Genomic DNA, 20626 nt, shown 5'->3' on the forward strand with positions numbered 1-20626 from the left:
TGACGACAAAGGGACAAGGTTATCATGCGCACACTAAATCGCCTGTTGCTGGCCAGCCTGTTGTCAGTCGCTCCGCTCGTGGCAATGGCCGCGGACGACGCCCCATCAGCCGAACCAGAAGTCACCATTCGCCAGGAAGGCGACAAAACCATCCAGGAATACCGCCAGAATGGCTTCCTGTATGCGATCAAGGTTACGCCCAAGGTTGGCAAGCCTTATTTCCTGGTACGCGCGGACGGCACCGATGCAAACTACATTCGTTCGGATCAGCCGGACATGCTGATTCCCGCATGGAAAATCTTCGAGTGGAAATAACGTACCCTAACTTTAACCAGGCACTTCCTTCGGGCCGTGCCAGTATGAGCAATATTTGACCATGTCAGTCTTCACCCCCCTGGCCCGCCCTGAACTGGAAGCCTTTCTTGCCCCTTACGGCCTCGGCCGCCTGCGTGACTTCCAGGGGATTGCTGCCGGCACCGAGAACAGCAACTTTTTCATCAGCCTGGAGCAGGGCGAATATGTCCTGACGCTCGTCGAGCGTGGCCCGGTCCAGGACCTGCCGTTTTTCATCGAGCTGCTGGACGTCCTGCACGACGCCGATCTGCCGGTGCCCTATGCCTTGCGTACCACCGATGGCGTAGCCCTGCGCGAGCTGGCGGGCAAGCCGGCGCTGCTGCAGCCACGCCTGCCGGGAAAACACATCAAGCAACCCAACAACCAGCACTGTGCCCAGGTAGGCGAGTTGCTTGGCCACTTGCACCTGGCCACCCGCGAACATGTGCTGGAGCGCAAGACCGATCGTGGGCTGGACTGGATGCTCGAAGAGGGCCGGCGACTGATGCCGCGCCTGGAACCGACCCAAGGCAAGCTGCTGCAAGAAAGCCTGGATGAGATCGCGAAACACCACGCGCACATTCTTGCGCTGCCGCGAGCCAACCTGCATGCCGACCTGTTCCGCGACAACGTGCTGTTCGAAGGCACACACCTGACCGGCCTGATCGATTTCTACAACGCCTGTTCGGGACCGATGCTCTACGATCTGGCAATCACGCTTAACGACTGGTGTTGCGATGAGGCCGGGATCATCGATGGTGCCCGCGCCCGAGCACTACTGGGTGCCTACTCCACGCTGCGCCCGTTCACTGCCGGCGAAGCCGAGTTGTGGCCCATCATGCTGCGCGTGGCTTGCGTGCGGTTCTGGTTGTCACGCTTGATTGCCGCCGAGTCTTTTGCGGGCATGGATGTGTTGATCCATGATCCGAAAGAGTTCGAGGTGCGGTTGGCGGTGCGGCAGAAGGTGGAGATTGCGTTGCCGTTTGCGCTTTGAAAATCCCTTGAGGCCTTGTGTCGTTTGACAGGGTCTAATCGCTGGCAAGCCAGCTCCCACAGGATTGAGCACCATCTTCCCTGTGGGAGCGGGCTTGCCCGCGATGAGGCCGGATTGTCCGCTACAACTTCTCCAGACATCCCGCCAAACCTTCCCCCAGATTCTCCAGCAACTGCTCATAACTCTGTGCATTGCTACCCAAGGCATCCAGCTCCGCCAACCGAACCGGCAAACCCGCTGTCAGGGTCTCAGCCAGCCGCGGGCGCATCGGTGGCTCGCTGAATACACAGGTTTTTCCCACCTGCTGGAGACGCTCGCGCATGGCTGCCACATGCTGCGCACCGGGCTGAACTTCAGCGGCCACGCTGAATACACCGGTGTGTTTCAAACCATAAGCATCTTCGAAATAATCAAACGCTTCGTGAAACACGAAATACGGCTTGCCTGCGATGCCGGCCACACGGGTCTTGATGCGGGCATCCGCAGCATCGAGCCGCGATTCGAAGGCTTTCAGGTTGCTCTGATAACGCGCCGCATTGGCCGGGTCGGTGGCGCTCAGGTCGCTGGCCATGCGCTCGGCGATAACCCGGGCATTGACCGGTGCAAGCCACAGGTGCGCGTCGAGGGTGCCTGGGCGATGGTCGTGATCATGATCCGACTCGTCTTCATCATGGGACTGACTGTCTTCGCCAAAGTGGCGTAAATGCAGCCCCGGCAGATCCTGAACAGCCACCGTCGGCTTGCTGCGGCCCTGCAACACGCGCGGCAGGAACCCTTCCATATCCGGCCCGATCCAGTAGAGCAACTCGACCTCACCGACTCGCCGCACATCCGAGGGACGCAAGGCATAGTGATGTGGCGAGGCGCCGGGCGGTAACAGGACTTCAGGATTGCCGACACCGTCCTGCACTGCCGCGGCGATCAATTGGAGTGGCTTGATGCTGGTCAACAGGCGCACCTCGGCTTGAGCAGGGCCCATCGCGACAAGGCAGGAGAAAAAAGCGACAAAAAGGGCAAAAAGTCGGGACACGATGAGCACTCAAGGAGGCAGGAACAGGTAATATAATAACGTCTCTCACCAAAACCGTCGCTGCCCATGCCTAAAACTCCGCTGGCCAATCGTCCCCACGACCACTCGCATTGCGTGCACAGCGCCCTGACCGAGGCCGACACCTTGTGCGTGCACAAGGGCCTGCGCCTGACTGCGCTGCGACGGCGAGTGCTGGAACTGGTCTGGCAAAGCCACAAGCCGCTGGGCGCCTACGACATTCTCGCCGTACTCAGCGAACAGGATGGCCGCCGCGCAGCACCACCGACCGTATACCGGGCATTGGATTTCCTGCTGGAAAACGGATTGGTCCATCGCATTGCCTCGCTCAACGCCTTCATCGGCTGCAACCACCCCGGCCATGCGCATCAGGGTCAGTTTCTGATCTGCCGCACATGCCATGTGGCCATCGAGCTTGAACAAAAAGCCATCAGCAACGCCATTGTCGAAAGCGCGCAGGACGTCGGTTTCTCCGTCGAGGGGCAAACAGTCGAAGTCGTGGGTCTCTGCTCGAGCTGTCGGGAGGCCTGATGAGCACAGCATTGATCGAGCTGAAAAAGGTTGCCGTCAATTTCGCCGGGCAATCGGTGCTGGACAATATCCATCTGAGCGTCGAACCCCGCCAGATCGTCACGCTGATCGGGCCCAATGGAGCCGGCAAGACCACGCTGGTGCGGGCCGTGCTGGGCCTGCTCAAGCCCGACAGCGGCAAGGTCTGGCGCAAACCGAAGCTGCGCATCGGTTACATGCCGCAAAAGCTGCACGTGGACCCGACCCTTCCGCTTTCGGTCTTGCGTTTTTTGCGCCTGGTTCCGGGTGTCGATCGTACCGGGGCACTGGCCGCACTCAAGGAGGTCGGTGCCGAACAGGTCATCGACAGCCCGATCCAGAGCATTTCCGGCGGTGAAATGCAGCGCGTCCTGCTGGCCCGGGCGCTGTTGCGCGAACCCGAGCTGCTGGTTCTCGATGAGCCGGTGCAAGGTGTCGATGTGGCCGGCCAGGCCGAACTCTATAGCCTGATCACCCGTCTGCGCGATCGTCACGGCTGTGGCGTACTGATGGTCTCCCACGACCTGCATCTGGTCATGAGCACCACCGACCAGGTGGTCTGCCTCAATCGCCACGTCTGCTGCGAGGGTCATCCCGAGCAAGTCAGCGGCGATCCGGCTTTCGTTGAGCTGTTCGGCAAGAACGCGCCAAGCCTGGCCATCTATCACCACCACCATGACCATGCGCACGACCTGCATGGCTCGGTGGTCAAACCACCTTCGAACGGACATGTGCACGGGGAAAACTGCAAGCATGGCTGATTTTCTGCTCTACGCCCTGCTTGCAGGCCTGGCCCTCGCAGTGGTCGCCGGGCCACTGGGCTCGTTCGTGGTCTGGCGGCGCATGGCCTATTTCGGTGACACCCTGTCCCACGCCGCGCTGCTCGGCGTAGCCCTGGGATTTGTGCTGGACGTGAGCCCCGCACTGGCGGTCACCGTCGGCTGCCTGTTGTTGGCCATCCTGCTGGTGACCCTGCAGCAACGCCAGCCCCTGGCATCAGATACCTTGCTGGGGATCCTGGCGCCGAGCACCTTGTCACTTGGCCTGGTCGTGCTGAGCTTCATGCATGACGTGCGCATTGATCTGATGGGCTATCTGTTCGGCGACTTGCTCGCCATCAGTCCGCAAGACTTGACCTGGATACTGTGCGGCAGCGCTGCGGTATTGCTCCTGCTCGTGGCGCTTTGGCGCCCTTTGCTGGCCATCACCGTGCACGAAGAACTCGCCATGGTCGAAGGTTTGCCAGTGGCGGCATTGCGCATGACCCTGATGCTGCTGATCGCCGTAGTAATCGCCGTCGCGATGAAAATCGTCGGCGTACTGTTGATCACTTCGCTGCTGATCATTCCGGCTGCCGCAGCCCAACGCCATGCCCGCTCACCCGAGCAAATGGCGCTGGGCGCCAGTATTCTGGGCATTGTCGCCGTGTGCAGCGGGCTGGCACTGTCCTGGTTCAAGGACACTCCCGCAGGCCCTTCCATTGTGGTATCCGCCGCGGTGCTATTCTTGTTGAGCTTCGCTCTGCCACGGCGCGGATAACGGGATGGAACCAGGCCGCGATGGAGTGCGGTTGCATCCTGCGACATTAAATCTGCAATTGCGGTGTTATGAGTTATTTTCGAGTCAGGTGACGGGAGTGTAGAATTTCCCGTTTTTTGCGCAAACTAGAGAGTCGCAGGAATGAAGCTGTCCGCCTCCCGTTATCTGCTCCTGGCCGCATTTACCCTGTTATTGGCTGCTTGCCAAAGTAAGCCCGTCGATACCGCCCCTGCCACGCCCGTTGCCTACCAACAATTGGAACAAAGCATTACCAGTGGTGAACTGGCCACTGCCGAAGACCAATTGAGCGCGTTGCAGGCGCAAGCCCCCAACGACGCCCGTCTGGAGCAGTACCAGCGGCAGTTGGCCGAAGCCTACCTGCAACGTAGCCAGGTGGTGCTGCAAAAGGGCGACGTGAACGCTGCCGCCACGGCCCTGAGCCGGGCCCGGGTGTTGATGCCCAAGGCGCCGGCATTGACCGGCGGCGTCGATGGCGGTATCGCCCAGGCTCGCAAGGCCGAACTGGACAAGGCCGAAGCGGCGCTCAAGGAAGCGGAAGCCAAGCCCAAGGCAAAGGTCATCGACCCGACCGCCGAAAGTACTGTCGTCGCGCTGAAGATCAACAATGTCGAACAACTTCGACGCCAACTCGATGACATCGCCACTGATGTCGTGAACTACGATTGTGTAGTCACCCTGCAAGTGCCACGTACCAATGATTATCCCTGGCTGTCGACACTTCTTACCAAACGAGTGAACAAGCGCGACCCGAACTTCGAGCTGGAACTGAACCGTGAAATCCACCGTCAGCTTCCCGCCCAGGTCGTGCTCAGCCCGCGCAAGTCCTGAGATCAGCCTCAGGCAGGTATGGCCTTCGCTGCTGCTTCGCGTTCCCAGACCCGATGCTTGGCGATGGCCGTGATGAAGGCCGCATGCGCCTTGCCGTCATCACCCACGATCAGACCGGCATCGGTTTTCAGGTGCAAGGTGTCGAGCAGAGCCTTGACGTCGGCGTGCACCCCAATTGCCTTCAGATGCTTGTAAGCCTCGAGCAGAAAGTGCATCGCCACGCCATCTGCGCTCAGCGCATTGATTGCCGCCTTGCCACCCGGCACCCAGAGCGCATCGAATGTAACCGAAGGCGAACCCTCCATCGAAGCATCCACCGCCAGGCTTTTGCCATCGGCCGTCTTGACCGGTGCCGAGGTCGGCCCCAGCACCTTGGGATGGGCACTTTCGGCTTCCAGCGCCTTTACGATGCCATCGACGCTTGCCCCGTCGACGCCATCGGCGACCAGGATCGCCACTTTGCGCCCCTTGATGTCCGAGGCCAGCAGATTCATCTGGCTTAACGCAGGAGAAGCCTTGAGCGAGGACTTTTTCACCTCGACCGTGCCGGCTTTGGGCGCTGGCAAGCCAAGGTTGAGGGCGACGCGCCTGGCCAGTTCCAGATCGATATTGGCCAACACTTCATTCACTTCCCGGGTACGAATGTGTTCGCGCTCGACCTTGCCCAATTCGAAGCTGTAGGCGGCGATGATGTGCTCCTGCTCAGGCTTGCTCATGCTGTTGAAGAACAGCCGCGCCTGGGAGAAGTGATCACTGAACGACTCGCTGCGCTGACGGATCTTGTGTGCCTCGATACGTTCTGGATAAGACTCGAAGCCGCCATCGCTGGCCGCGGCCGGCGTCTCTTTCGGCCAGCCACCATCGACCGAATTGGGCTCGTAGGAGGCCCGCCCCTTGTCGAGGGTGGTTCGGTGCTGGGCGTCGCGTTGGCCGTTGTGGTTGGGCGCCAGCGGGCGGTTGATCGGGATCTCGTGGAAGTTCGGCCCGCCCAGTCGACTGATCTGGGTATCGGTGTATGAAAACAGACGACCCTGCAGCAGTGGATCGTTGGAAAAATCGATGCCCGGAACGATATGCCCAGGGCAAAAGGCAACCTGTTCGGTTTCGGCGAAGAAGTTGTCCGGGTTCCGGTTGAGCACCATCTTGCCCAAGGGCGTCACCGGCACCAGCTCTTCCGGAATGAGCTTGGTCGGGTCGAGCAGGTCGAAATCGAATTTGTGCTCGTCCTCCTCGGGAACGATCTGCACACCGAACTCCCACTCCGGGTAATCACCCATTTCGATGGCTTCGGACAAATCCCGGCGGTGATAGTCGGTGTCCTTGCCCGCCAGCTTCTGCGCCTCATCCCAGACCAGCGAACAGACTCCGGCCTTGGGCTTCCAATGGAATTTGACGAAGGTGGATTTGCCCTCGGCGTTGATCAGGCGAAAGGTATGCACACCAAAGCCTTGCATGGTCCGCAGGCTCTTGGGGATAGCGCGGTCAGACATCGCCCACATGACCATGTGCGCCGATTCGGGTACCAGCGACACAAAGTCCCAGAAGGTGTCATGGGCCGAGCCACCGGTAGGGATTTCATTGTGCGGCTCGGGTTTCACCGCATGGACAAAGTCCGGAAACTTGATCGCATCCTGGATAAAGAATACCGGCATGTTGTTGCCAACCAGATCGAAATTGCCTTCATCAGTGAAGAACTTGACGGCGAAACCACGAACATCGCGCACGGTATCACCAGAGCCGCGAGGCCCCTGAACGGTGGAAAAGCGCACGAAGACCGGTGTCATCTTCTCAGGATCCTGAAGGAACCCGGCTTTGGTCAGGCTGGAATGGGCCTGGTACGTCTGAAAATAGCCATGGGCACCCGTGCCTCGGGCATGGACAATGCGTTCGGGTATGCGCTCATGGTCAAAATGCGTGATTTTCTCGCGCATGATGAAGTCTTCGAGCAACGATGGTCCGCGCGCCCCCGCCTTGAGCGTGTTCTGGTTATCCGCGACCTTGACGCCCTGGTTGGTGCGAAGTGCTTGCTCGGTGGCATCACTTCGAAACACTTCCAGGCTCTGCAGTTTGGCGTTGGTATTGGCCCGATCCGGGGTTTGGGTACCGGCCAACTGGCTTTCTTTCGGGGAGTTCTTTTTGCTGGGCATCAATGGATCTCCTCACGCTCGCTAGGGCATGCCCCGCAGATCCGGGGATCTCAGGTCACGGTGGTTAAAGTAGTGACTTGTGCACCGCGGCACCGTTCCATCGCATCGACCACTGATCGCGTTATTACCGATCGGCTGGATGTTCGTGAAATAAATGCTAAGAACCTCTATGCGAACAGGCTAAAATGCGCGGTCGGCTAACCGCTGCCCCCCTTTCATGCGCCCCACAAGGTTCGCTACGTGATCGAGTTTCAAAATGTCCATAAAACCTACCGCGTAGCCGGTAGAGATATCCCCGCGTTGCACTCGACCAGCCTGAGTGTCGAAAACGGTCAGGTATTCGGTCTGATTGGCCATTCCGGCGCGGGTAAGAGCACCCTGTTGCGTCTGATCAACCGCCTGGAAGCCCCCAGCGGCGGCAAGATCATTGTCGACGGCGAAGACGTTACCGCCTTCAACGCCGACGAGCTGCGCCGCTTCCGCCAACAGGTCGGGATGATTTTCCAGCACTTCAATCTGCTGGCCTCCAAGACCGTGGCCGACAACGTCGCGCTGCCCTTGACCCTGGCGGGTGAACTGTCTCGCAGCGAAATTGATCGGCGTGTTGCCGAGCTGCTTGACCGCGTCGGCCTGTCCGATCACGCGAAAAAGTTTCCGGCTCAGCTCTCCGGTGGCCAGAAGCAGCGTGTCGGCATTGCCCGCGCCCTGGCGACCAAGCCGAAGATCTTGCTCTGCGACGAAGCCACGAGCGCCCTTGACCCGCAAACCACTGCGTCGGTCCTGCAACTGCTGGCCGAAATCAATCGCGAACTGAAGCTGACCATCGTGCTGATCACCCATGAAATGGACGTGATCCGCCGAGTCTGTGACCGGGTGGCCGTGATGGACGCCGGTGTTATTGTCGAACACGGTCCCGTGGCCGATGTATTCCTGCACCCCAAGCACCCCACGACCCGGCGCTTCGTGCAGGAAGACGAGCAGATCGATGAAGACGAACAACGCGACGACTTCGCCCATGTGCCAGGCCGCATCGTGCGCCTGACATTCCAGGGTGACGCGACCTACGCGCCTCTGCTGGGTACCGTCGCCCGCGAAACCGGCGTGGACTACAGCATCCTCGCCGGTCGTATCGACCGCATCAAGGACACCCCCTACGGGCAATTGACCCTCGCCATCACTGGCGGCGACATGGATGCAGCCTTTGCGCGTTTCACGGCTGCTGACGTACATATGGAGGTGCTGCGTTGATGGAAGCCCTGAGTTTTTTTGCCAATGTCGACTGGAGCGAGATCTGGCTGGCTACGCTCGATACCCTGATGATGCTCGGCGGTTCGCTGCTGTTCACCATCCTGTTGGGCCTGCCGCTGGGCGTGCTTTTGTTTCTCTGTGGCCCGCGCCAGCTGTTCGAGGAAAAACGAGTCTATGCGCTGTTGTCGCTGATCGTGAACATCCTGCGCTCGCTGCCGTTCATCATCCTGTTGATCGTCATGATCCCCTTCACGGTACTGATCACCGGCACGTCGCTGGGCGTTGCCGGCGCCATTCCGCCTCTGGTGGTCGGCGCCACGCCGTTCTTCGCCCGGCTGGTGGAAACAGCCCTGCGTGAAGTGGACCGCGGCATCATCGAGGCAACCCAGGCGATGGGCGCCACAACGCGTCAGATCATCCTCAATGCACTATTGCCCGAGGCCCGTCCGGGTATCTTCGCGGCGATCACCGTCACTGCCATCACGCTGGTGTCCTACACCGCCATGGCCGGTGTGGTCGGTGCCGGCGGCCTGGGTGACCTGGCGATCCGCTTCGGCTATCAGCGCTTCCAGACCGATGTGATGATTGTCACCGTGGTCCTGTTGCTGGTGCTGGTGCAAGTGCTGCAAAGCGTCGGCGACAAGCTGGTCGTACATTTTTCCCGTAAGTAACCGTTTGGGCAGGCTTGTCCGCCCCGGGGCCGGAAGGGTCCCGACAAGGAGTGATTGATGAAAAAACTGCTTGCTGCTTTCGCCGCCGTCGCGGCTTTCTCCGCCCAGGCGGCCGATACCCTGACCGTCGCTGCCACGGCTGTGCCGCACGCGGAGATCCTGGAGTTCGTCAAACCTGGCCTGGCCAAGGAAGGCGTCGAGCTCAAGGTCAAGGTCTTCACCGACTACGTCCAGCCGAACGTGCAGGTTGCCGAGAAGCACCTGGACGCCAACTTCTTCCAGCACCAGCCGTACCTGGATGAGTTCAACAAGGGCAAGGGCACCAACCTGGTCAGCGTGGCCGGCGTGCACCTAGAGCCCCTGGGCGCGTACTCGAGCAAGTTCAAGAAGCTTGATGATCTGCCACAGGGCGCCAACGTGGTGATCCCGAACGATGCCACCAACGGTGGTCGTGCCTTGCTGCTGCTGGAAAAAGCCGGTCTGATCAAGCTCAAGGATGCCAAGAACATCCTGTCGACGCCCAAGGACATCGCCGAAAACCCTAAAGGCCTGAAGATTCGCGAACTGGAAGCCGCCACCCTGCCACGCGTGCTGACCCAGGTCGACCTGGCGCTGATCAACACCAACTATGCGCTGGAAGCCAAGCTGGACCCGGCCAAGGATGCGCTGATCATCGAAGGCAGCGACTCGCCTTACGTGAACATCCTGGTTGCGCGCCCGGATAACAAGGATTCGGCGGCCATGCAGAAGCTGGTTGCTGCCTTGCACACGCCGGAAGTAAAGGCGTTCATTCTGGAGAAGTACAAGGGCGCTGTGGTTCCGGCGTTCTGATAGATCGGGTTGTCTGCATCGCGGGCAAGCCCGCTCCTTACAGTGGTTCGTGTTGCACCAAATATCCCTGTGGGAGCTGGCTTGCCAGCGATAGCTTCACCGCCAATCTCAATCCTGCTTCACCAACCCCGGCAGCTGCGCAATCAACTTCTGATTGTTGAACGGCGCCCGAATAAAGCCCCGCTGCTTCCCGTCCGGCCCAAGCAGAGCCAGGTTGCCGCTGTGATCGACCGTGTAGTTCGGCTTGCTGGTATCGGCCGGAATATAGGGAATGCTCACCGCATTGGCCAATTTTTGCAGGGTTTCAACCGAGCCGGTCAACCCTCTGAAATCCGCATCGAAATAACCCAGGTACTGCTTGAGTTGGGCTGGCGTGTCCCGGTTCGGGTCAACGCTGACCAGGATCACCTGCAGCTTGTCGACAGTCTCCTTGGGCAACTCACTTTTGACCTGACGCAGTTGCGCCAGGGTGGTCGGGCAAATGTCCGGGCAAAAGGTGTAGCCAAAGAACAGCAGACTCCATTTGCCTTTCAATTGATCGAGGGCCACTGGCTGGCCGGTCTGATCGGTCATTTCCAGGCTTGGCACCGTGCGACTCTGTGGCAGCAGGATGATGCCGGCATCGATCAACTCGGTCGAGTTGGGTTGGCGCCGGTCATTGAGGACCCTGTTGACGGTAAGCCCCATTATCACAGCGACCAGGGCGACGAGAATAAAGACGGTTTTCTGGGTTCGGGTCATAGGTTCAACAGTAGGTAATGATCGACGAGCAACGCGATGAAAAGCAGGAACAAGTAATAGATAGAGTACTTGAAGGTCTTGATCGCCGCGTGCGGCTGAGTGCCACGGTACAACACCCAGGCCCACTGCAGGAAGCGCAGGCCCAGCAGCAATGCGCAGGCCAGATAGAGCAGGCCGCTCATGTGGATCACGAAAGGCAGCATGCTGACCGCCAGCAAGGCGAAGGTGTAGAGCAATATGTGAACCTTGGTGTAGTGCTCACCGTGGGTCACCGGCAGCATCGGGATATCGGCCTTGGCGTATTCTTCCTTGCGGTGGATAGCCAAGGCCCAGAAATGCGGTGGGGTCCAGGCAAAGATAATCAGCACCAGCAGCAGCGGCTCGGCGCTGACATGCCCGGTTGCCGCGACCCAGCCCAACAATGGCGGCGCGGCGCCGGCAAAGCCGCCGATCACAATGTTCTGAGGCGTAGCGCGTTTCAGAAAGCCGGTATAGATCACGGCATAACCCAGCAATGAAGCCAGCGTCAGCCAGGCTGTCAGTGGATTGGTAAATGCCAGCAGCAGCACCTGGCCCGACAGTGCCAGCAGCAAGGCGAACGTCAGGGCTGCAGTGGGCGATACCCGGCCCTCGGCCAGGGGGCGCTTGTGGGTCCGCGCCATCACCGCATCGATGCGGCGGTCCACCACGTGGTTGACCGCCGCCGCAGCGCCTGCGCAACAGGCGATGCCGAGGTTGCCGAACACCAGCACTGTCCAGGGCACACCGGCCCGGGTGGCGAGGAACATGCCGACCAGCGAGGTGATCAACATCAATACCACCACCTTGGGCTTGGTCAGCTCCAGATAGTCGCGCCAACTGGCTTGACTGCCGCGCTCACCGATCAGGGTAGCCATGGCGTTTCTCCTTTATTGTTATTTTCCCGAGCCGACAGCGGTCGAGGTTGTTCGCCAATGCCGAAGCTCCCTGCGCACAACGGGTAGTGCCACGGTTCTCGTACGATAATTGACCAATACCAGGGTCAGCAGCAGGCCTGCACCACCGGCATTGTGGGCAACCGCCACGGTCAGAGGCAGGTGCAGCAGCACATTGCTGATACCCAGGCTGATCTGGGCCGCCAGTGCCAGCAGCACCAACGCCGCCAGGCGGGGCAGGCCCACTCTCTTGAGTTGCCAGGCCAGCATCAGCAAAGTGCCCGTCACCAGCAGCGCACCCAGGCGATGGGTGATGTGAATGGCGGTACGGGCATCACTGTCCAGCTGGCCACCCAGGTAGTTCGGACCAATGTGCTGGGTCAGGTGAAAACCATTGGCGAAGTCGGCGGCAGGCCACCATTGGCCGTGACAGGTGGGTAAGTCGATACAGGCCACCGCCGCATAATTGGCGCTGACCCAGCCGCCGAGGGCAATCTGCCCGACGACCAACACCAATCCCAGCGCAGCCCAGCGCCGCACGCGCGGCTGCAGGTTTGGCAAGGGGGCGAAGGCACCGGACAAACGCAGGCTCAGCAGGAACAACAGACTCAAGGTGGTGAAGCCGCCGAGCAGGTGTGCGGTGACTACCTGCGGCCAGAGTTTGAGGGTCACTGTCCACATGCCAAACGCAGCCTGGGCGAAGACCACGCCCAACAGCACCAATGGCAGCTTGAAGGGTTGTCCATCCCGGCCGTGCCTGCGCAGTGCTTGCACCGCCAGCATGGCAATCACCAGGGCCAGGGTCCCGGCGAAATAACGGTGGAGCATCTCGTTCCAGCCCTTGTGCGCTTCAACCGGTGCGTCGGGAAAATGCAATACAGCGTGGGCCAGTTGCGCATCGGTCTTGGGCGGGCTGATGAAGCCGTAGCAACCCGGCCAGTCAGGGCAGCCGAGCCCTGCGTGGGTCAGGCGGGTGTAGGCACCCAGAAGCACGACCACCAGCGCCAGCAAGGTGGCAAACACAGCGAGGCGATATCCAGGTCTGGCCATGAGGATGTCCTACCCAATGTTAGACAACTTCAGCAGGTGGCGGAGATCGTTGAGCAGATCCTTGCCCTTGACCCTGGCGTCATAGCGCAGCACCAGGTTGCCGTGGGGATCCACGATCCACAGTTGAGCTTCGCTCCGGCCTTCGCTCAGCGTCGCGTAACGGGAAAGGTCGAGCGCATAGCGCTGCAATTGTGGGTACTCCTGTTCAAGCTTAGTCTGGTAAGCAGCGTCCAGCGGCTGCGCGGTTGCCAGGGCATGGCTGGCACGGGATGCATCGCGGCCCAGGCCGATCTGGATCTGCCGGGCCAGGTACACCAGTTGCTGGCAGTCGACCGCACAGTCTTTCGGTACGCTGACCAGCAACTGCCAACGCTGCTCATCGGCCTGCACGCCCAGGTCGGCACGACTCTGGCCGTTACCGATGAGTTCACCGTGGTAACTGCGACTGTCCGGTACCCAGAACTGCAGCTTGTACATCCCTGTCGCCAGGATCATCGGGCCGATCACCATCAGCAGGATCAGAATCAGCTGCAAACGGCCCCGCGCCCGCCCGCGCGGGGTCCCGGGTTCAGACCTGCTGGGTGGATTCATGACTGCTCCCATGGTGTTTCTCCTTCTTATTGTTATTCCATCCGAAGTAGAGGTAGAGGCCACACAGGGCCAATGCCAGGGCAAACCATTGCACCGCATAGCCCATGTGTTTTTCCGGTCCCATGGCAATCACTGGCCAATCCAGCCGATAGGCTGCGGACCCTGCTGCCATGCGCAGTTCATGAGGGAAACCTTCACGCCCAAGCTGTGCCCATAGCGCGCCAGCGTCGATCACCGTCAACAGCTTTGGCCATTGCGTATCGGACGGGTCGGCATGCAATTGGAAGGTCGCTCCAGGGGCAATGTAGACCCAGGCCTCCAGGCTTTGCGGGCGAATGGGCGTGGTGAACTGCGGCGGCATACGGCGATCCGGCCAGGGCAACCAGCCGCGATTGACCCAGAGCCAGAGCCCACTGGACTGATCATGAAATGGCTGGAGCAGCTCGACGCCGACCTGGCCGTCGCGCGTGCGGTTATCCAGCAGCACGCTGTGCCCTGCATCGAAGTTGCCGAACAGATGCACGCGGCGAAAGGCAAGGTCGGTGAACTGCTGCAATTGTGTGCTGCTGATCGGCTCGGCGGCTCGGCGCTCCGTGTAGCTGGTGAGCAGCTCACGCTTCTGGTCGGCCCGGCCCAACTGCCAGGTACCGAGAGAAATCAGCATCGGCAGCAACAGCAACACCATCACCGTGGGTGCAATACCCGGCCGGAAAGGCTTCATGGCTTCACCGCAATGTCAGTCGCTATACTGAAAGTCATCGCATGCCCCCGGAGTCTCACCATGCTCAAAGCGGCAATCGTCCTGATGTTGCTGGCTACTGTTGTCAGCCTGTTCAGCGGGCTGTTCTTTCTGGTCAAGGACGAAGGTAAATCGAACCGCCTGGTCAATGCCCTCACCGTCCGTGTCACCCTTGCCGCCATCACCCTGGGGCTGGTCACCTGGGGCCTGTACAGCGGCCAACTGGTTTCCCATGCCCCGTGGTAAGCCCGCTCAAAGTATGTAGACGAAAATAAACAACCCTACCCACACCACATCGACGAAGTGCCAATACCAGCTGGCAGCCTCGAAGCCGAAGTGCTCATCGTTATCGAAGTGCCCACTGAAGACCCGGGCCAGCATGACAATCAGAATCAGGGTACCGATGGTGACGTGGGCGCCGTGAAACCCGGTGAGCATGAAGAACGTCGCGCCATACACGCCTGAACCCATCGTCAGCCCCAGCTCCGTGTAGGCCTCGACATACTCATGCGCCTGCAACGTCAGAAACGCGATGCCCAGTGCAATGGTCAGGGCCAGCCAAAACTTGAGCGCGCCCCGATGGCCTTTCCTCAAGGCATGGTGGGCGATGGTCACCGTGACGCTGGAGCTGACCAGCAAGATGGTGTTGATCAACGGCAGGTGCCAGGGGTCGATCACCTCCTTGGGCGGAGGAAAGAGTTGTGGGTCCGGGGTGTTCAGCAATGGCCAGGCAAACTCGAAGTTCGGCCAGAGCATGTGCGCCACGCCTTTGGCCCCATCGCCGGAAAGCCATGGGCCGGACAGGTTGCGAACGTAGAAGAGGGCACCGAAAAAGGCGATGAAGAACATCACTTCGGAAAAGATGAACCAGGACATACCCCAACGAAAGGACTTGTTCAGTTGGTGGCTATAAAGGCCCGCGCGACTTTCCCTGATGACTGCGCCGAACCAGCCGAACATCATGTAGGCCACCAACAGTCCGCCGACGAAAAAAATCAGCGGGCCATGGGACTCCGGTCGACCCGCCTTCAGATCATTGAACCAGGTGCCCAGGCCGACCATCGTGATCAGCAGTGCGAAGGTGCCAATGATCGGCCACTTGCTTTGCGCCGGTACGTAATAGTGCTCGTGAGTTGCCATTTATTGTTCTCCTTTTGGCACTTGCCCATTGATCGAGGCCACGGGCGGTTGCCGAGCGGTGATATCGAACAGCGTGTACGCAAGCGTCAGGTGCTTCACATCCGCGGGCAGGTCACGATCGACGATAAAACGCACCGGCATCTCGATCCGCTCGCCGGGCTGCAGCACCTGCTGGCTGAAGCAAAAACATTCGGTCTTGTGGAAATACGCCGCCGCCTCGGCAGGCGAAATGCTCGGGATCGCCTGGGCCGTCATCGGGTGATCGCTCGGGTTGTGGGCCACGAAGATCATCTCGTTGACGGCGCCCGGGTGAACGTCAATCTCATCGGCCTTGGAATAGAAGTCCCAGACCATGTCGATGTTATTGGTCGACAGGAACTGCACGCGCACCTTGCGGGTCGGGTCCGTGACCTGACTGCCCTCATATTGGCCACCGGTCTTGCCATTGATACCGAAGGCCTTGCACATGACGTCATAAAGCGGCACCAGGGCGAAACCAAAGGCAAACATGACCACTGCCAGCATCAGCAGGCGCTTGACCAGACGTTTGATCGAAATGGTTTCGCTCATCGGCTCAGCCCTCGAACATCGCACTGCGGTTCATTTCACCTCCGGCGGAGTAACGAAGGTGTGGTACGGCGCAGGTGAGGGCACGGTCCACTCCAGCCCTTCGGCGCCATCCCAGGGCTTGGCGGGGGCAGGCTCGCCACCACGGATGCACTTGATGACGATGAACAGGAAGAAGATTTGCGTTGCGCCGAAGATGAATGCGCCGATCGACGACACCATGTTGAAGTCAGCGAATTGCAGGTTGTAGTCCGGCACCCGCCGTGGCATCCCGGCCAGCCCGACGAAGTGCATCGGGAAAAACGCCATGTTCATGCCGATGAACGAGAGCCAGAAGTGCAGCTTGCCCAGGGTTTCGTCATACATATGCCCGGTCCATTTCGGCAGCCAGTAATAGGCTGAGGCGAAGATCCCGAAAATCGCCCCCGGCACCAGCACATAGTGGAAATGCGCCACCACGAAATAGGTGTCGTGGTACTGGAAATCCGCCGGTGCAATGGCCAGCATCAGCCCGGAAAAACCGCCGATGGTGAACAGAATCACGAAAGCCACAGCAAACAGCATGGGCGTCTCGAAGGTCAGCGAGCCTTCCCACATGGTGCTGACCCAGTTGAACACCTTCACCCCGGTGGGCACTGCAATCAGCATGGTCGCGTACATGAAAAACAGCTCGCCAACCACTGGAATGCCGACCACAAACATGTGGTGCGCCCAGACGATGAACGAGAGGAAGGCGATACTGGCCGTGGCGTAGACCATCGAGGTATAGCCGAACAGCGGCTTGCGCGAAAACGCCGGGATAATCGAACTGACCGCGCCGAACGCCGGCAGGATCATGATGTACACCTCGGGGTGCCCGAAGAACCAGAACACATGCTGGAACAACACCGGGTCACCGCCACCGGCGGCACTGAAGAAGCTGGTGCCGAAGTGGATGTCCATCAGCATCATGGTCACGCAACCGGCCAGCACCGGCATCACCGCGATCAGCAGGAAAGCGGTGATCAGCCAGGTCCAGACGAACAGCGGCATCTTCATCAGGGTCATGCCAGGGGCACGCAGGTTGAGGATGGTGGCGATCACGTTGATCGCGCCCATGATCGAACTGATACCCATCATGTGGATGGCAAAGATGAAGAAGGTCACGCTCTCGGGTGCATAGGTGGTCGATAGCGGCGCATAGAAGGTCCAGCCGAAGTTCGGCCCGCCGCCTGCGGTGAACAAGGTCGATACCAGCATCGCGAATGCCGCGGGCAACAGCCAGAAACTGAAGTTGTTCAAACGTGGCAGGGCCATGTCCGGCGCGCCGATCATCAGCGGGATCATCCAGTTGGCCAGGCCGACGAATGCCGGCATGACCGCACCGAACACCATGATCAGGCCGTGCATGGTGGTCATCTGGTTGAAGAACGCAGGCTCGACGATCTGCAATCCGGGCTGGAACAGCTCGGCGCGGATCACCATGGCGAACGAGCCGCCCAGCAGGAACATCGTGAAGCTGAACCACAGGTACATCGTGCCGATGTCTTTATGGTTTGTGGTCAGCACCCAACGCATCAGGCCCTTGGCTGGGCCATGGTCATGCTCGTGGCCGGCATGGTCATCGATGACTGCACTCATGTACTGACTCCTGCCAACCGCTGGGCTTGGGGGCTCATTGTGAGAGGGTGTGATGGGCCGGTTCATTTGCTTTCTCCCTGCTTCAGCGCCAGCACGTCTTTAGGCGTGACCATGTCGCCCTTGTTGTTGCCCCAGGCGTTGCGTTCATAGGTCACGACAGCCGCGATATCGACTTCCGAAAGCTGCTTGCCGAACGCTGCCATGGCGGTTCCGGGCTTGCCGAAGTAGACGCGGTGCAGGTGATCCTCCTTGGGCCCCGTTGCGATAGGCGAACCCTTGAGGGCCGGGAACATCGGCGGCAAGCCCTGGCCTTCAGCCTGGTGACAGGCTACGCAGGTGGTGTGATAGACCTTGTCACCGCGCTCGACCAGTTCCTGGAGCGTCCATTCCTTGCTGGTCAACTCCTTGAGCTTGGCGCTCTCGGCCTTGCGCTCGGCCAGCCAGGTTTCGAAGTCCGCCTTGGACTTGACCTCGGCCACGATGGGCATGAAGCCGTGGTCCTTGCCGCACAACTCCGCGCACTGGCCACGGTAGAGACCGGGTTTTTCGATGCGGGTCCAGGCTTCGTTGATGAACCCCGGAATGGCGTCACGCTTGACTGCGAACGCCGGCACCCACCAGGAGTGAATGACGTCGGCTGACGTCACCAGGAAGCGAACCTTGGCGCCCACAGGCAACACCAGTGGCTGGTCCACTTCGAGCAGGTAATGCTCGCCTTTCGGGGCCTGGTTGTGGATTTGCTCGGTGGGCGTGGCCAGGTTGCTGAAGAACTCGACGTCCTGGCCCAGGTACTTGTAATGCCACTTCCATTGATAGCCGGTGACCTGGATGTCCAGGTCCGACTCGCTGGCATCGTAGATATTGATCAGCGTTTTGGTCGCCGGAATGGCCATCGCGATCAGGATCAGTAACGGCACGACGGTCCAGAGCGTCTCCACCGTGGTGCTTTCGTGAAAGCGGGCGGCCTCCTGTCCAGTGGAGCGGCGGTGCAGAATCATTGACCAGAACATGGCACCGAAGACCACGATACCGATAACCACACAGATCACGAAAATGATCATGTGCAGATCGAATACCGCGTTGCTGACTTCAGTCGCCCCTGGCGCCATATTCATGGTCCAGGCGGCCTGCGCCTGACCGAATATTGACCACAACAGGAGGCCCATCCAGACATGTGGATGTCGCATCATTGCGGGTTCCCCTTATAGTTCTTTTTATCCCGCCGGCTTTCACCTGCGGCTAAGGGAGCGGCTGTCAAGACTGCAAACTTCAACTGCCGAGCCCCTGCTGCGGGTGCAGTCAGGCGTCATCAGCTAGCTCTCAACAACCCGAGTATAGACAGCGACTCGGACCACGCAACGCGACACAGGAAAACTAATGGCCAGGCTCAAGCCACGCGCTTGAGCCCCCGGTTCACATGGGCTGGATGCCAATGATGGCATTTAGATATAACCCGTCCATCTAACCATTAACGAATTATGACAAAAGAATCTTAGCAATCTTCCAAAGCAAGCTACCTTATGTCTTCCGTTCGTTATTGCCCTACCTCTGGAGACTTCATGAACACCGCCGCATTGCGCGAGCAGATCCAACAAGCCCATCAACATGAGGCCAAAACCGGCCAACTGACAAAACAGCTTGAGCAACAATTGCCCCACCTGCACCCTGCCATCCAGCTACCCGAAGGCGACGCCCAGGGTGTGCTGACGCGTTTCGTGGCTGCCTATATCGATCAGGTACCCGATCTTCTGGACGCAGCCAATGAAGTTGCGCGCGAGGCGGGTATCGAATCGCAGATCAAACCGGTACTGAAAATCGCCGAAGAGTATTTCATCGCTCCACCGAAGATCATGGACGGACATGTCGGACTGGACTGCCTGCTCGATGAAGCCTACCTGGCCCATCGACTGGTCGAAGAAGTGAATGACCTCTACATCAAGCATTTCCAGCAACCCCTGATCCCGCTGGACACCACCGTGGCCAACCTCATCGCCCACCAGCTGATCGGCGAAGAATTCGCCAACCAACTGGATGAAGTGGTGCACCACTCGGTGGACAACATGCTCAATGACGAGAGCTTTGCCCTGGAATCGGTCGAAGCCTACCGTGAGACACTCAGCAGTCCTGACACGGGCGCCGCCTGGAAGCGCTGGCCCTGCCTGTCCCGCCAATTGGGTGTAGAGCTGGAGCTCAAGTAACCCAATTCACTCTCACGCACTCGGCCCGCGAACGGGCCGATGTGTGCATGCTAGAAGCGCCCCTTGGGTGTGGCGCAGGGGATTGGATGGCTGCCATCGAGCGGCAGAAAACAATCCTGCTCGGCATCGTAGGCCCTGATTTCACTGCTCTCGATACTGTAGATCCAGCCATGAATGAACAGTTGCCCACTGGCCATGCGCGAAGCCACCGAAGGGTGCGTGCGCAAGTGTTGCAACTGAGCGATCACGTTTTCCTCGGTCAGCACCTGCATGCTTTCGTGCTCATTGGCACAGTGGCAGTTTTCCTGCACCACGGTCCTGGCCACCTCGGCATGGCGCAGCCAGGCTTTTACCGTCGGCATCTTCTCCAGGCTCTCGGGGTTCAGCACCGCCCGCATGGCGCCGCAGTCCGAATGCCCGCAGACAATGATGTGATGCACGCCCAGGGCCAGGATCGCGTACTCGATGGCTGTGGAAACCCCACCGTTCATTTGCCCGTAGGGTGGCACCACGTTGCCCACGTTACGGGTTACGAACAGATCGCCCGGGGAACTATGGGTAATCAATTCGGGCACGATGCGCGAATCGGCGCAGGTAATGAACATCGCCCGGGGCCGCTGGGCCGTCGCCAGCTTCTTGAACAGTTCTTCCTTCTGGGGGAAGACTTCGTGATGAAAATGCAAAAAGCCGTCAACAATGGTTTTTAACGCTTGTTCAGCACTTTCGGCTTCTGGCACCGGTTCTGTCGCAGAGGGCTTCTTATCGGGCATGGTTCATCCTCGTTGCGGCTCTAAAGAATATTCCCATTTTACCGGGTTCATGGTTCATGTATCGCATGTCATTGCGATGACATCCAG

The 20626-nt window shown here is 59.7% G+C and carries 23 protein-coding genes; 11 read left to right on the top strand and 12 right to left on the bottom strand.

The window, feature by feature from the left end; all coding sequences use genetic code 11:
• The first annotated feature begins 24 nt into the window (after positions 1-24).
• The gene (locus F2S13_RS21740) at positions 25-315 is read left to right on the top strand and encodes a DUF2782 domain-containing protein (RefSeq protein ID WP_166364623.1); all 291 of its coding nucleotides are present in this window, start codon (positions 25-27) and stop codon (positions 313-315) included.
• Positions 316-376: 61 nt separating this feature from the next.
• Positions 377-1327 carry a homoserine kinase gene (locus tag F2S13_RS21745; RefSeq protein ID WP_166364625.1) on the top strand — a complete coding sequence of 317 codons (951 nt, stop codon included), beginning with the start codon at positions 377-379 and terminating at the stop codon, positions 1325-1327.
• A 121-nt stretch (positions 1328-1448) separates the two neighbouring features.
• Here the strand turns inward: F2S13_RS21745 and F2S13_RS21750 are convergent, their stop codons facing one another.
• The gene (locus F2S13_RS21750; RefSeq protein ID WP_166364627.1) at positions 1449-2357 is read right to left on the bottom strand and encodes a metal ABC transporter solute-binding protein, Zn/Mn family; all 909 of its coding nucleotides are present in this window, start codon (positions 2355-2357) and stop codon (positions 1449-1451) included.
• A 66-nt stretch (positions 2358-2423) separates the two neighbouring features.
• Between F2S13_RS21750 and zur the strand changes: the two genes are divergently transcribed.
• The 4 genes from zur (at position 2424) to F2S13_RS21770 (ending at position 5312) form a co-directional block, all read left to right on the top strand.
• Positions 2424-2906 carry a zinc uptake transcriptional repressor Zur gene (gene zur, locus F2S13_RS21755; protein ID WP_166364629.1) on the top strand — a complete coding sequence of 161 codons (483 nt, stop codon included), beginning with the start codon at positions 2424-2426 and terminating at the stop codon, positions 2904-2906.
• Positions 2906-3685, top strand: coding sequence for a zinc ABC transporter ATP-binding protein ZnuC (znuC, locus tag F2S13_RS21760; protein ID WP_166364631.1), 780 nt, complete (start codon positions 2906-2908; stop codon positions 3683-3685). Before zur ends, znuC begins: the two co-directional genes overlap by 1 nt.
• A complete protein-coding gene (gene znuB / locus F2S13_RS21765; protein ID WP_166364633.1) occupies positions 3678-4463 on the top strand; it encodes a zinc ABC transporter permease subunit ZnuB in 786 nt (261 codons plus the stop codon). Before znuC ends, znuB begins: the two co-directional genes overlap by 8 nt.
• Before the next feature lie 141 nt (positions 4464-4604).
• Complete coding sequence (locus tag F2S13_RS21770; protein WP_166364635.1) at positions 4605-5312, top strand: PA5502 family lipoprotein; 708 nt, start codon at positions 4605-4607, stop codon at positions 5310-5312.
• Positions 5313-5320: 8 nt separating this feature from the next.
• Here the strand turns inward: F2S13_RS21770 and katE are convergent, their stop codons facing one another.
• Positions 5321-7459: a catalase HPII gene (gene katE / locus F2S13_RS21775; protein ID WP_166364637.1), complete on the bottom strand. Its 2139-nt coding sequence runs from the start codon at positions 7457-7459 to the stop codon at positions 5321-5323.
• Between the two features lie 240 nt (positions 7460-7699).
• Here katE and F2S13_RS21780 point away from each other — a divergent pair, with 240 nt between their 5' ends.
• Genes F2S13_RS21780 through F2S13_RS21790 form a run of 3 tightly spaced genes read left to right on the top strand, consistent with a single transcriptional unit; the run spans position 7700 to position 10209 of the window.
• Entirely contained in the window at positions 7700-8707 is a 1008-nt protein-coding gene (locus tag F2S13_RS21780) for an ATP-binding cassette domain-containing protein (protein WP_166364639.1), read from the top strand.
• A complete protein-coding gene (locus F2S13_RS21785; protein ID WP_166364641.1) occupies positions 8707-9378 on the top strand; it encodes a methionine ABC transporter permease in 672 nt (223 codons plus the stop codon). The genes F2S13_RS21780 and F2S13_RS21785 overlap by 1 nt, the downstream gene beginning before the upstream one ends.
• A gap of 57 nt (positions 9379-9435) precedes the next feature.
• Positions 9436-10209, top strand: a complete 774-nt coding sequence (locus tag F2S13_RS21790) for a MetQ/NlpA family ABC transporter substrate-binding protein (protein WP_166364643.1) — start codon at positions 9436-9438, stop codon at positions 10207-10209.
• A 108-nt stretch (positions 10210-10317) separates the two neighbouring features.
• Here F2S13_RS21790 and F2S13_RS21795 read toward each other — a convergent pair whose 3' ends face one another.
• From F2S13_RS21795 to F2S13_RS21815, 5 genes are read right to left on the bottom strand one after another with little or no spacing between them, the layout of a single operon-like run.
• The gene (locus F2S13_RS21795; RefSeq protein WP_166364645.1) at positions 10318-10950 is read right to left on the bottom strand and encodes an SCO family protein; all 633 of its coding nucleotides are present in this window, start codon (positions 10948-10950) and stop codon (positions 10318-10320) included.
• Entirely contained in the window at positions 10947-11846 is a 900-nt protein-coding gene (gene cyoE, locus F2S13_RS21800) for a heme o synthase (RefSeq protein WP_166364647.1), read from the bottom strand. Before cyoE ends, F2S13_RS21795 begins: the two co-directional genes overlap by 4 nt.
• An 18-nt stretch (positions 11847-11864) precedes the next feature.
• Entirely contained in the window at positions 11865-12914 is a 1050-nt protein-coding gene (locus F2S13_RS21805; protein WP_166364649.1) for a COX15/CtaA family protein, read from the bottom strand.
• Between the two features lie 9 nt (positions 12915-12923).
• On the bottom strand, positions 12924-13517 hold the full coding sequence (locus F2S13_RS21810) for a hypothetical protein (protein WP_166364651.1): 594 nt from the start codon (positions 13515-13517) through the stop codon (positions 12924-12926).
• Positions 13483-14226 carry an SURF1 family protein gene (locus F2S13_RS21815; protein ID WP_166364653.1) on the bottom strand — a complete coding sequence of 248 codons (744 nt, stop codon included), beginning with the start codon at positions 14224-14226 and terminating at the stop codon, positions 13483-13485. Before F2S13_RS21815 ends, F2S13_RS21810 begins: the two co-directional genes overlap by 35 nt.
• 60 nt (positions 14227-14286) lie before the next feature.
• Here F2S13_RS21815 and F2S13_RS21820 point away from each other — a divergent pair, with 60 nt between their 5' ends.
• Positions 14287-14490, top strand: a complete 204-nt coding sequence (locus F2S13_RS21820) for a twin transmembrane helix small protein (RefSeq protein WP_166364655.1) — start codon at positions 14287-14289, stop codon at positions 14488-14490.
• 6 nt (positions 14491-14496) lie between these two features.
• Here the strand turns inward: F2S13_RS21820 and F2S13_RS21825 are convergent, their stop codons facing one another.
• From F2S13_RS21825 to coxB, 4 genes are all read right to left on the bottom strand, one after another.
• Positions 14497-15384 carry a cytochrome c oxidase subunit 3 gene (locus F2S13_RS21825; protein ID WP_166364657.1) on the bottom strand — a complete coding sequence of 296 codons (888 nt, stop codon included), beginning with the start codon at positions 15382-15384 and terminating at the stop codon, positions 14497-14499.
• Positions 15385-15954 carry a cytochrome c oxidase assembly protein gene (locus tag F2S13_RS21830; protein ID WP_166364659.1) on the bottom strand — a complete coding sequence of 190 codons (570 nt, stop codon included), beginning with the start codon at positions 15952-15954 and terminating at the stop codon, positions 15385-15387.
• A 30-nt stretch (positions 15955-15984) separates the two neighbouring features.
• Complete coding sequence (ctaD, locus tag F2S13_RS21835; RefSeq protein ID WP_166364661.1) at positions 15985-17571, bottom strand: cytochrome c oxidase subunit I; 1587 nt, start codon at positions 17569-17571, stop codon at positions 15985-15987.
• A 62-nt stretch (positions 17572-17633) separates the two neighbouring features.
• The gene (coxB, locus tag F2S13_RS21840; protein ID WP_166364663.1) at positions 17634-18761 is read right to left on the bottom strand and encodes a cytochrome c oxidase subunit II; all 1128 of its coding nucleotides are present in this window, start codon (positions 18759-18761) and stop codon (positions 17634-17636) included.
• 369 nt (positions 18762-19130) lie between these two features.
• On the opposite strand from coxB, the gene F2S13_RS21845 reads away from it, so the two are divergent.
• Entirely contained in the window at positions 19131-19769 is a 639-nt protein-coding gene (locus F2S13_RS21845) for a hypothetical protein (protein WP_166364665.1), read from the top strand.
• A 50-nt stretch (positions 19770-19819) separates the two neighbouring features.
• Here the strand turns inward: F2S13_RS21845 and F2S13_RS21850 are convergent, their stop codons facing one another.
• Complete coding sequence (locus tag F2S13_RS21850) at positions 19820-20539, bottom strand: carbonic anhydrase (protein WP_166364667.1); 720 nt, start codon at positions 20537-20539, stop codon at positions 19820-19822.
• Between the last annotated feature and the right edge of the window lie 87 nt (positions 20540-20626).

It is taken from the genome of Pseudomonas akapageensis, assembly GCF_011355085.1.
Lineage (GTDB): Bacteria > Pseudomonadota > Gammaproteobacteria > Pseudomonadales > Pseudomonadaceae > Aquipseudomonas > Aquipseudomonas akapageensis.

Bases quoted from the DNA above. Each gene is read 5' to 3' on its own strand.
- F2S13_RS21770 (WP_166364635.1), top strand. From the start codon at position 4,605: ATGAAGCTGTCCGCCTCCCGTTATCTGCTCCTGGCCGCATTTACCCTG.
- F2S13_RS21850 (WP_166364667.1), bottom strand. From the start codon at position 20,539: ATGCCCGATAAGAAGCCCTCTGCGACAGAACCGGTGCCAGAAGCCGAA.
- F2S13_RS21790 (WP_166364643.1), top strand. From the start codon at position 9,436: ATGAAAAAACTGCTTGCTGCTTTCGCCGCCGTCGCGGCTTTCTCCGCC.
- F2S13_RS21830 (WP_166364659.1), bottom strand. From the start codon at position 15,954: ATGAGCGAAACCATTTCGATCAAACGTCTGGTCAAGCGCCTGCTGATG.
- F2S13_RS21795 (WP_166364645.1), bottom strand. From the start codon at position 10,950: ATGACCCGAACCCAGAAAACCGTCTTTATTCTCGTCGCCCTGGTCGCT.
- znuC (WP_166364631.1), top strand. From the start codon at position 2,906: ATGAGCACAGCATTGATCGAGCTGAAAAAGGTTGCCGTCAATTTCGCC.
- F2S13_RS21740 (WP_166364623.1), top strand. From the start codon at position 25: ATGCGCACACTAAATCGCCTGTTGCTGGCCAGCCTGTTGTCAGTCGCT.
- F2S13_RS21825 (WP_166364657.1), bottom strand. From the start codon at position 15,384: ATGGCAACTCACGAGCACTATTACGTACCGGCGCAAAGCAAGTGGCCG.
- F2S13_RS21805 (WP_166364649.1), bottom strand. From the start codon at position 12,914: ATGGCCAGACCTGGATATCGCCTCGCTGTGTTTGCCACCTTGCTGGCG.
- zur (WP_166364629.1), top strand. From the start codon at position 2,424: ATGCCTAAAACTCCGCTGGCCAATCGTCCCCACGACCACTCGCATTGC.
- F2S13_RS21820 (WP_166364655.1), top strand. From the start codon at position 14,287: ATGCTCAAAGCGGCAATCGTCCTGATGTTGCTGGCTACTGTTGTCAGC.
- katE (WP_166364637.1), bottom strand. From the start codon at position 7,459: ATGCCCAGCAAAAAGAACTCCCCGAAAGAAAGCCAGTTGGCCGGTACC.
- znuB (WP_166364633.1), top strand. From the start codon at position 3,678: ATGGCTGATTTTCTGCTCTACGCCCTGCTTGCAGGCCTGGCCCTCGCA.
- F2S13_RS21745 (WP_166364625.1), top strand. From the start codon at position 377: ATGTCAGTCTTCACCCCCCTGGCCCGCCCTGAACTGGAAGCCTTTCTT.
- F2S13_RS21845 (WP_166364665.1), top strand. From the start codon at position 19,131: ATGAACACCGCCGCATTGCGCGAGCAGATCCAACAAGCCCATCAACAT.
- ctaD (WP_166364661.1), bottom strand. From the start codon at position 17,571: ATGAGTGCAGTCATCGATGACCATGCCGGCCACGAGCATGACCATGGC.
- F2S13_RS21810 (WP_166364651.1), bottom strand. From the start codon at position 13,517: ATGGGAGCAGTCATGAATCCACCCAGCAGGTCTGAACCCGGGACCCCG.
- coxB (WP_166364663.1), bottom strand. From the start codon at position 18,761: ATGATGCGACATCCACATGTCTGGATGGGCCTCCTGTTGTGGTCAATA.
- cyoE (WP_166364647.1), bottom strand. From the start codon at position 11,846: ATGGCTACCCTGATCGGTGAGCGCGGCAGTCAAGCCAGTTGGCGCGAC.
- F2S13_RS21785 (WP_166364641.1), top strand. From the start codon at position 8,707: ATGGAAGCCCTGAGTTTTTTTGCCAATGTCGACTGGAGCGAGATCTGG.
- F2S13_RS21815 (WP_166364653.1), bottom strand. From the start codon at position 14,226: ATGAAGCCTTTCCGGCCGGGTATTGCACCCACGGTGATGGTGTTGCTG.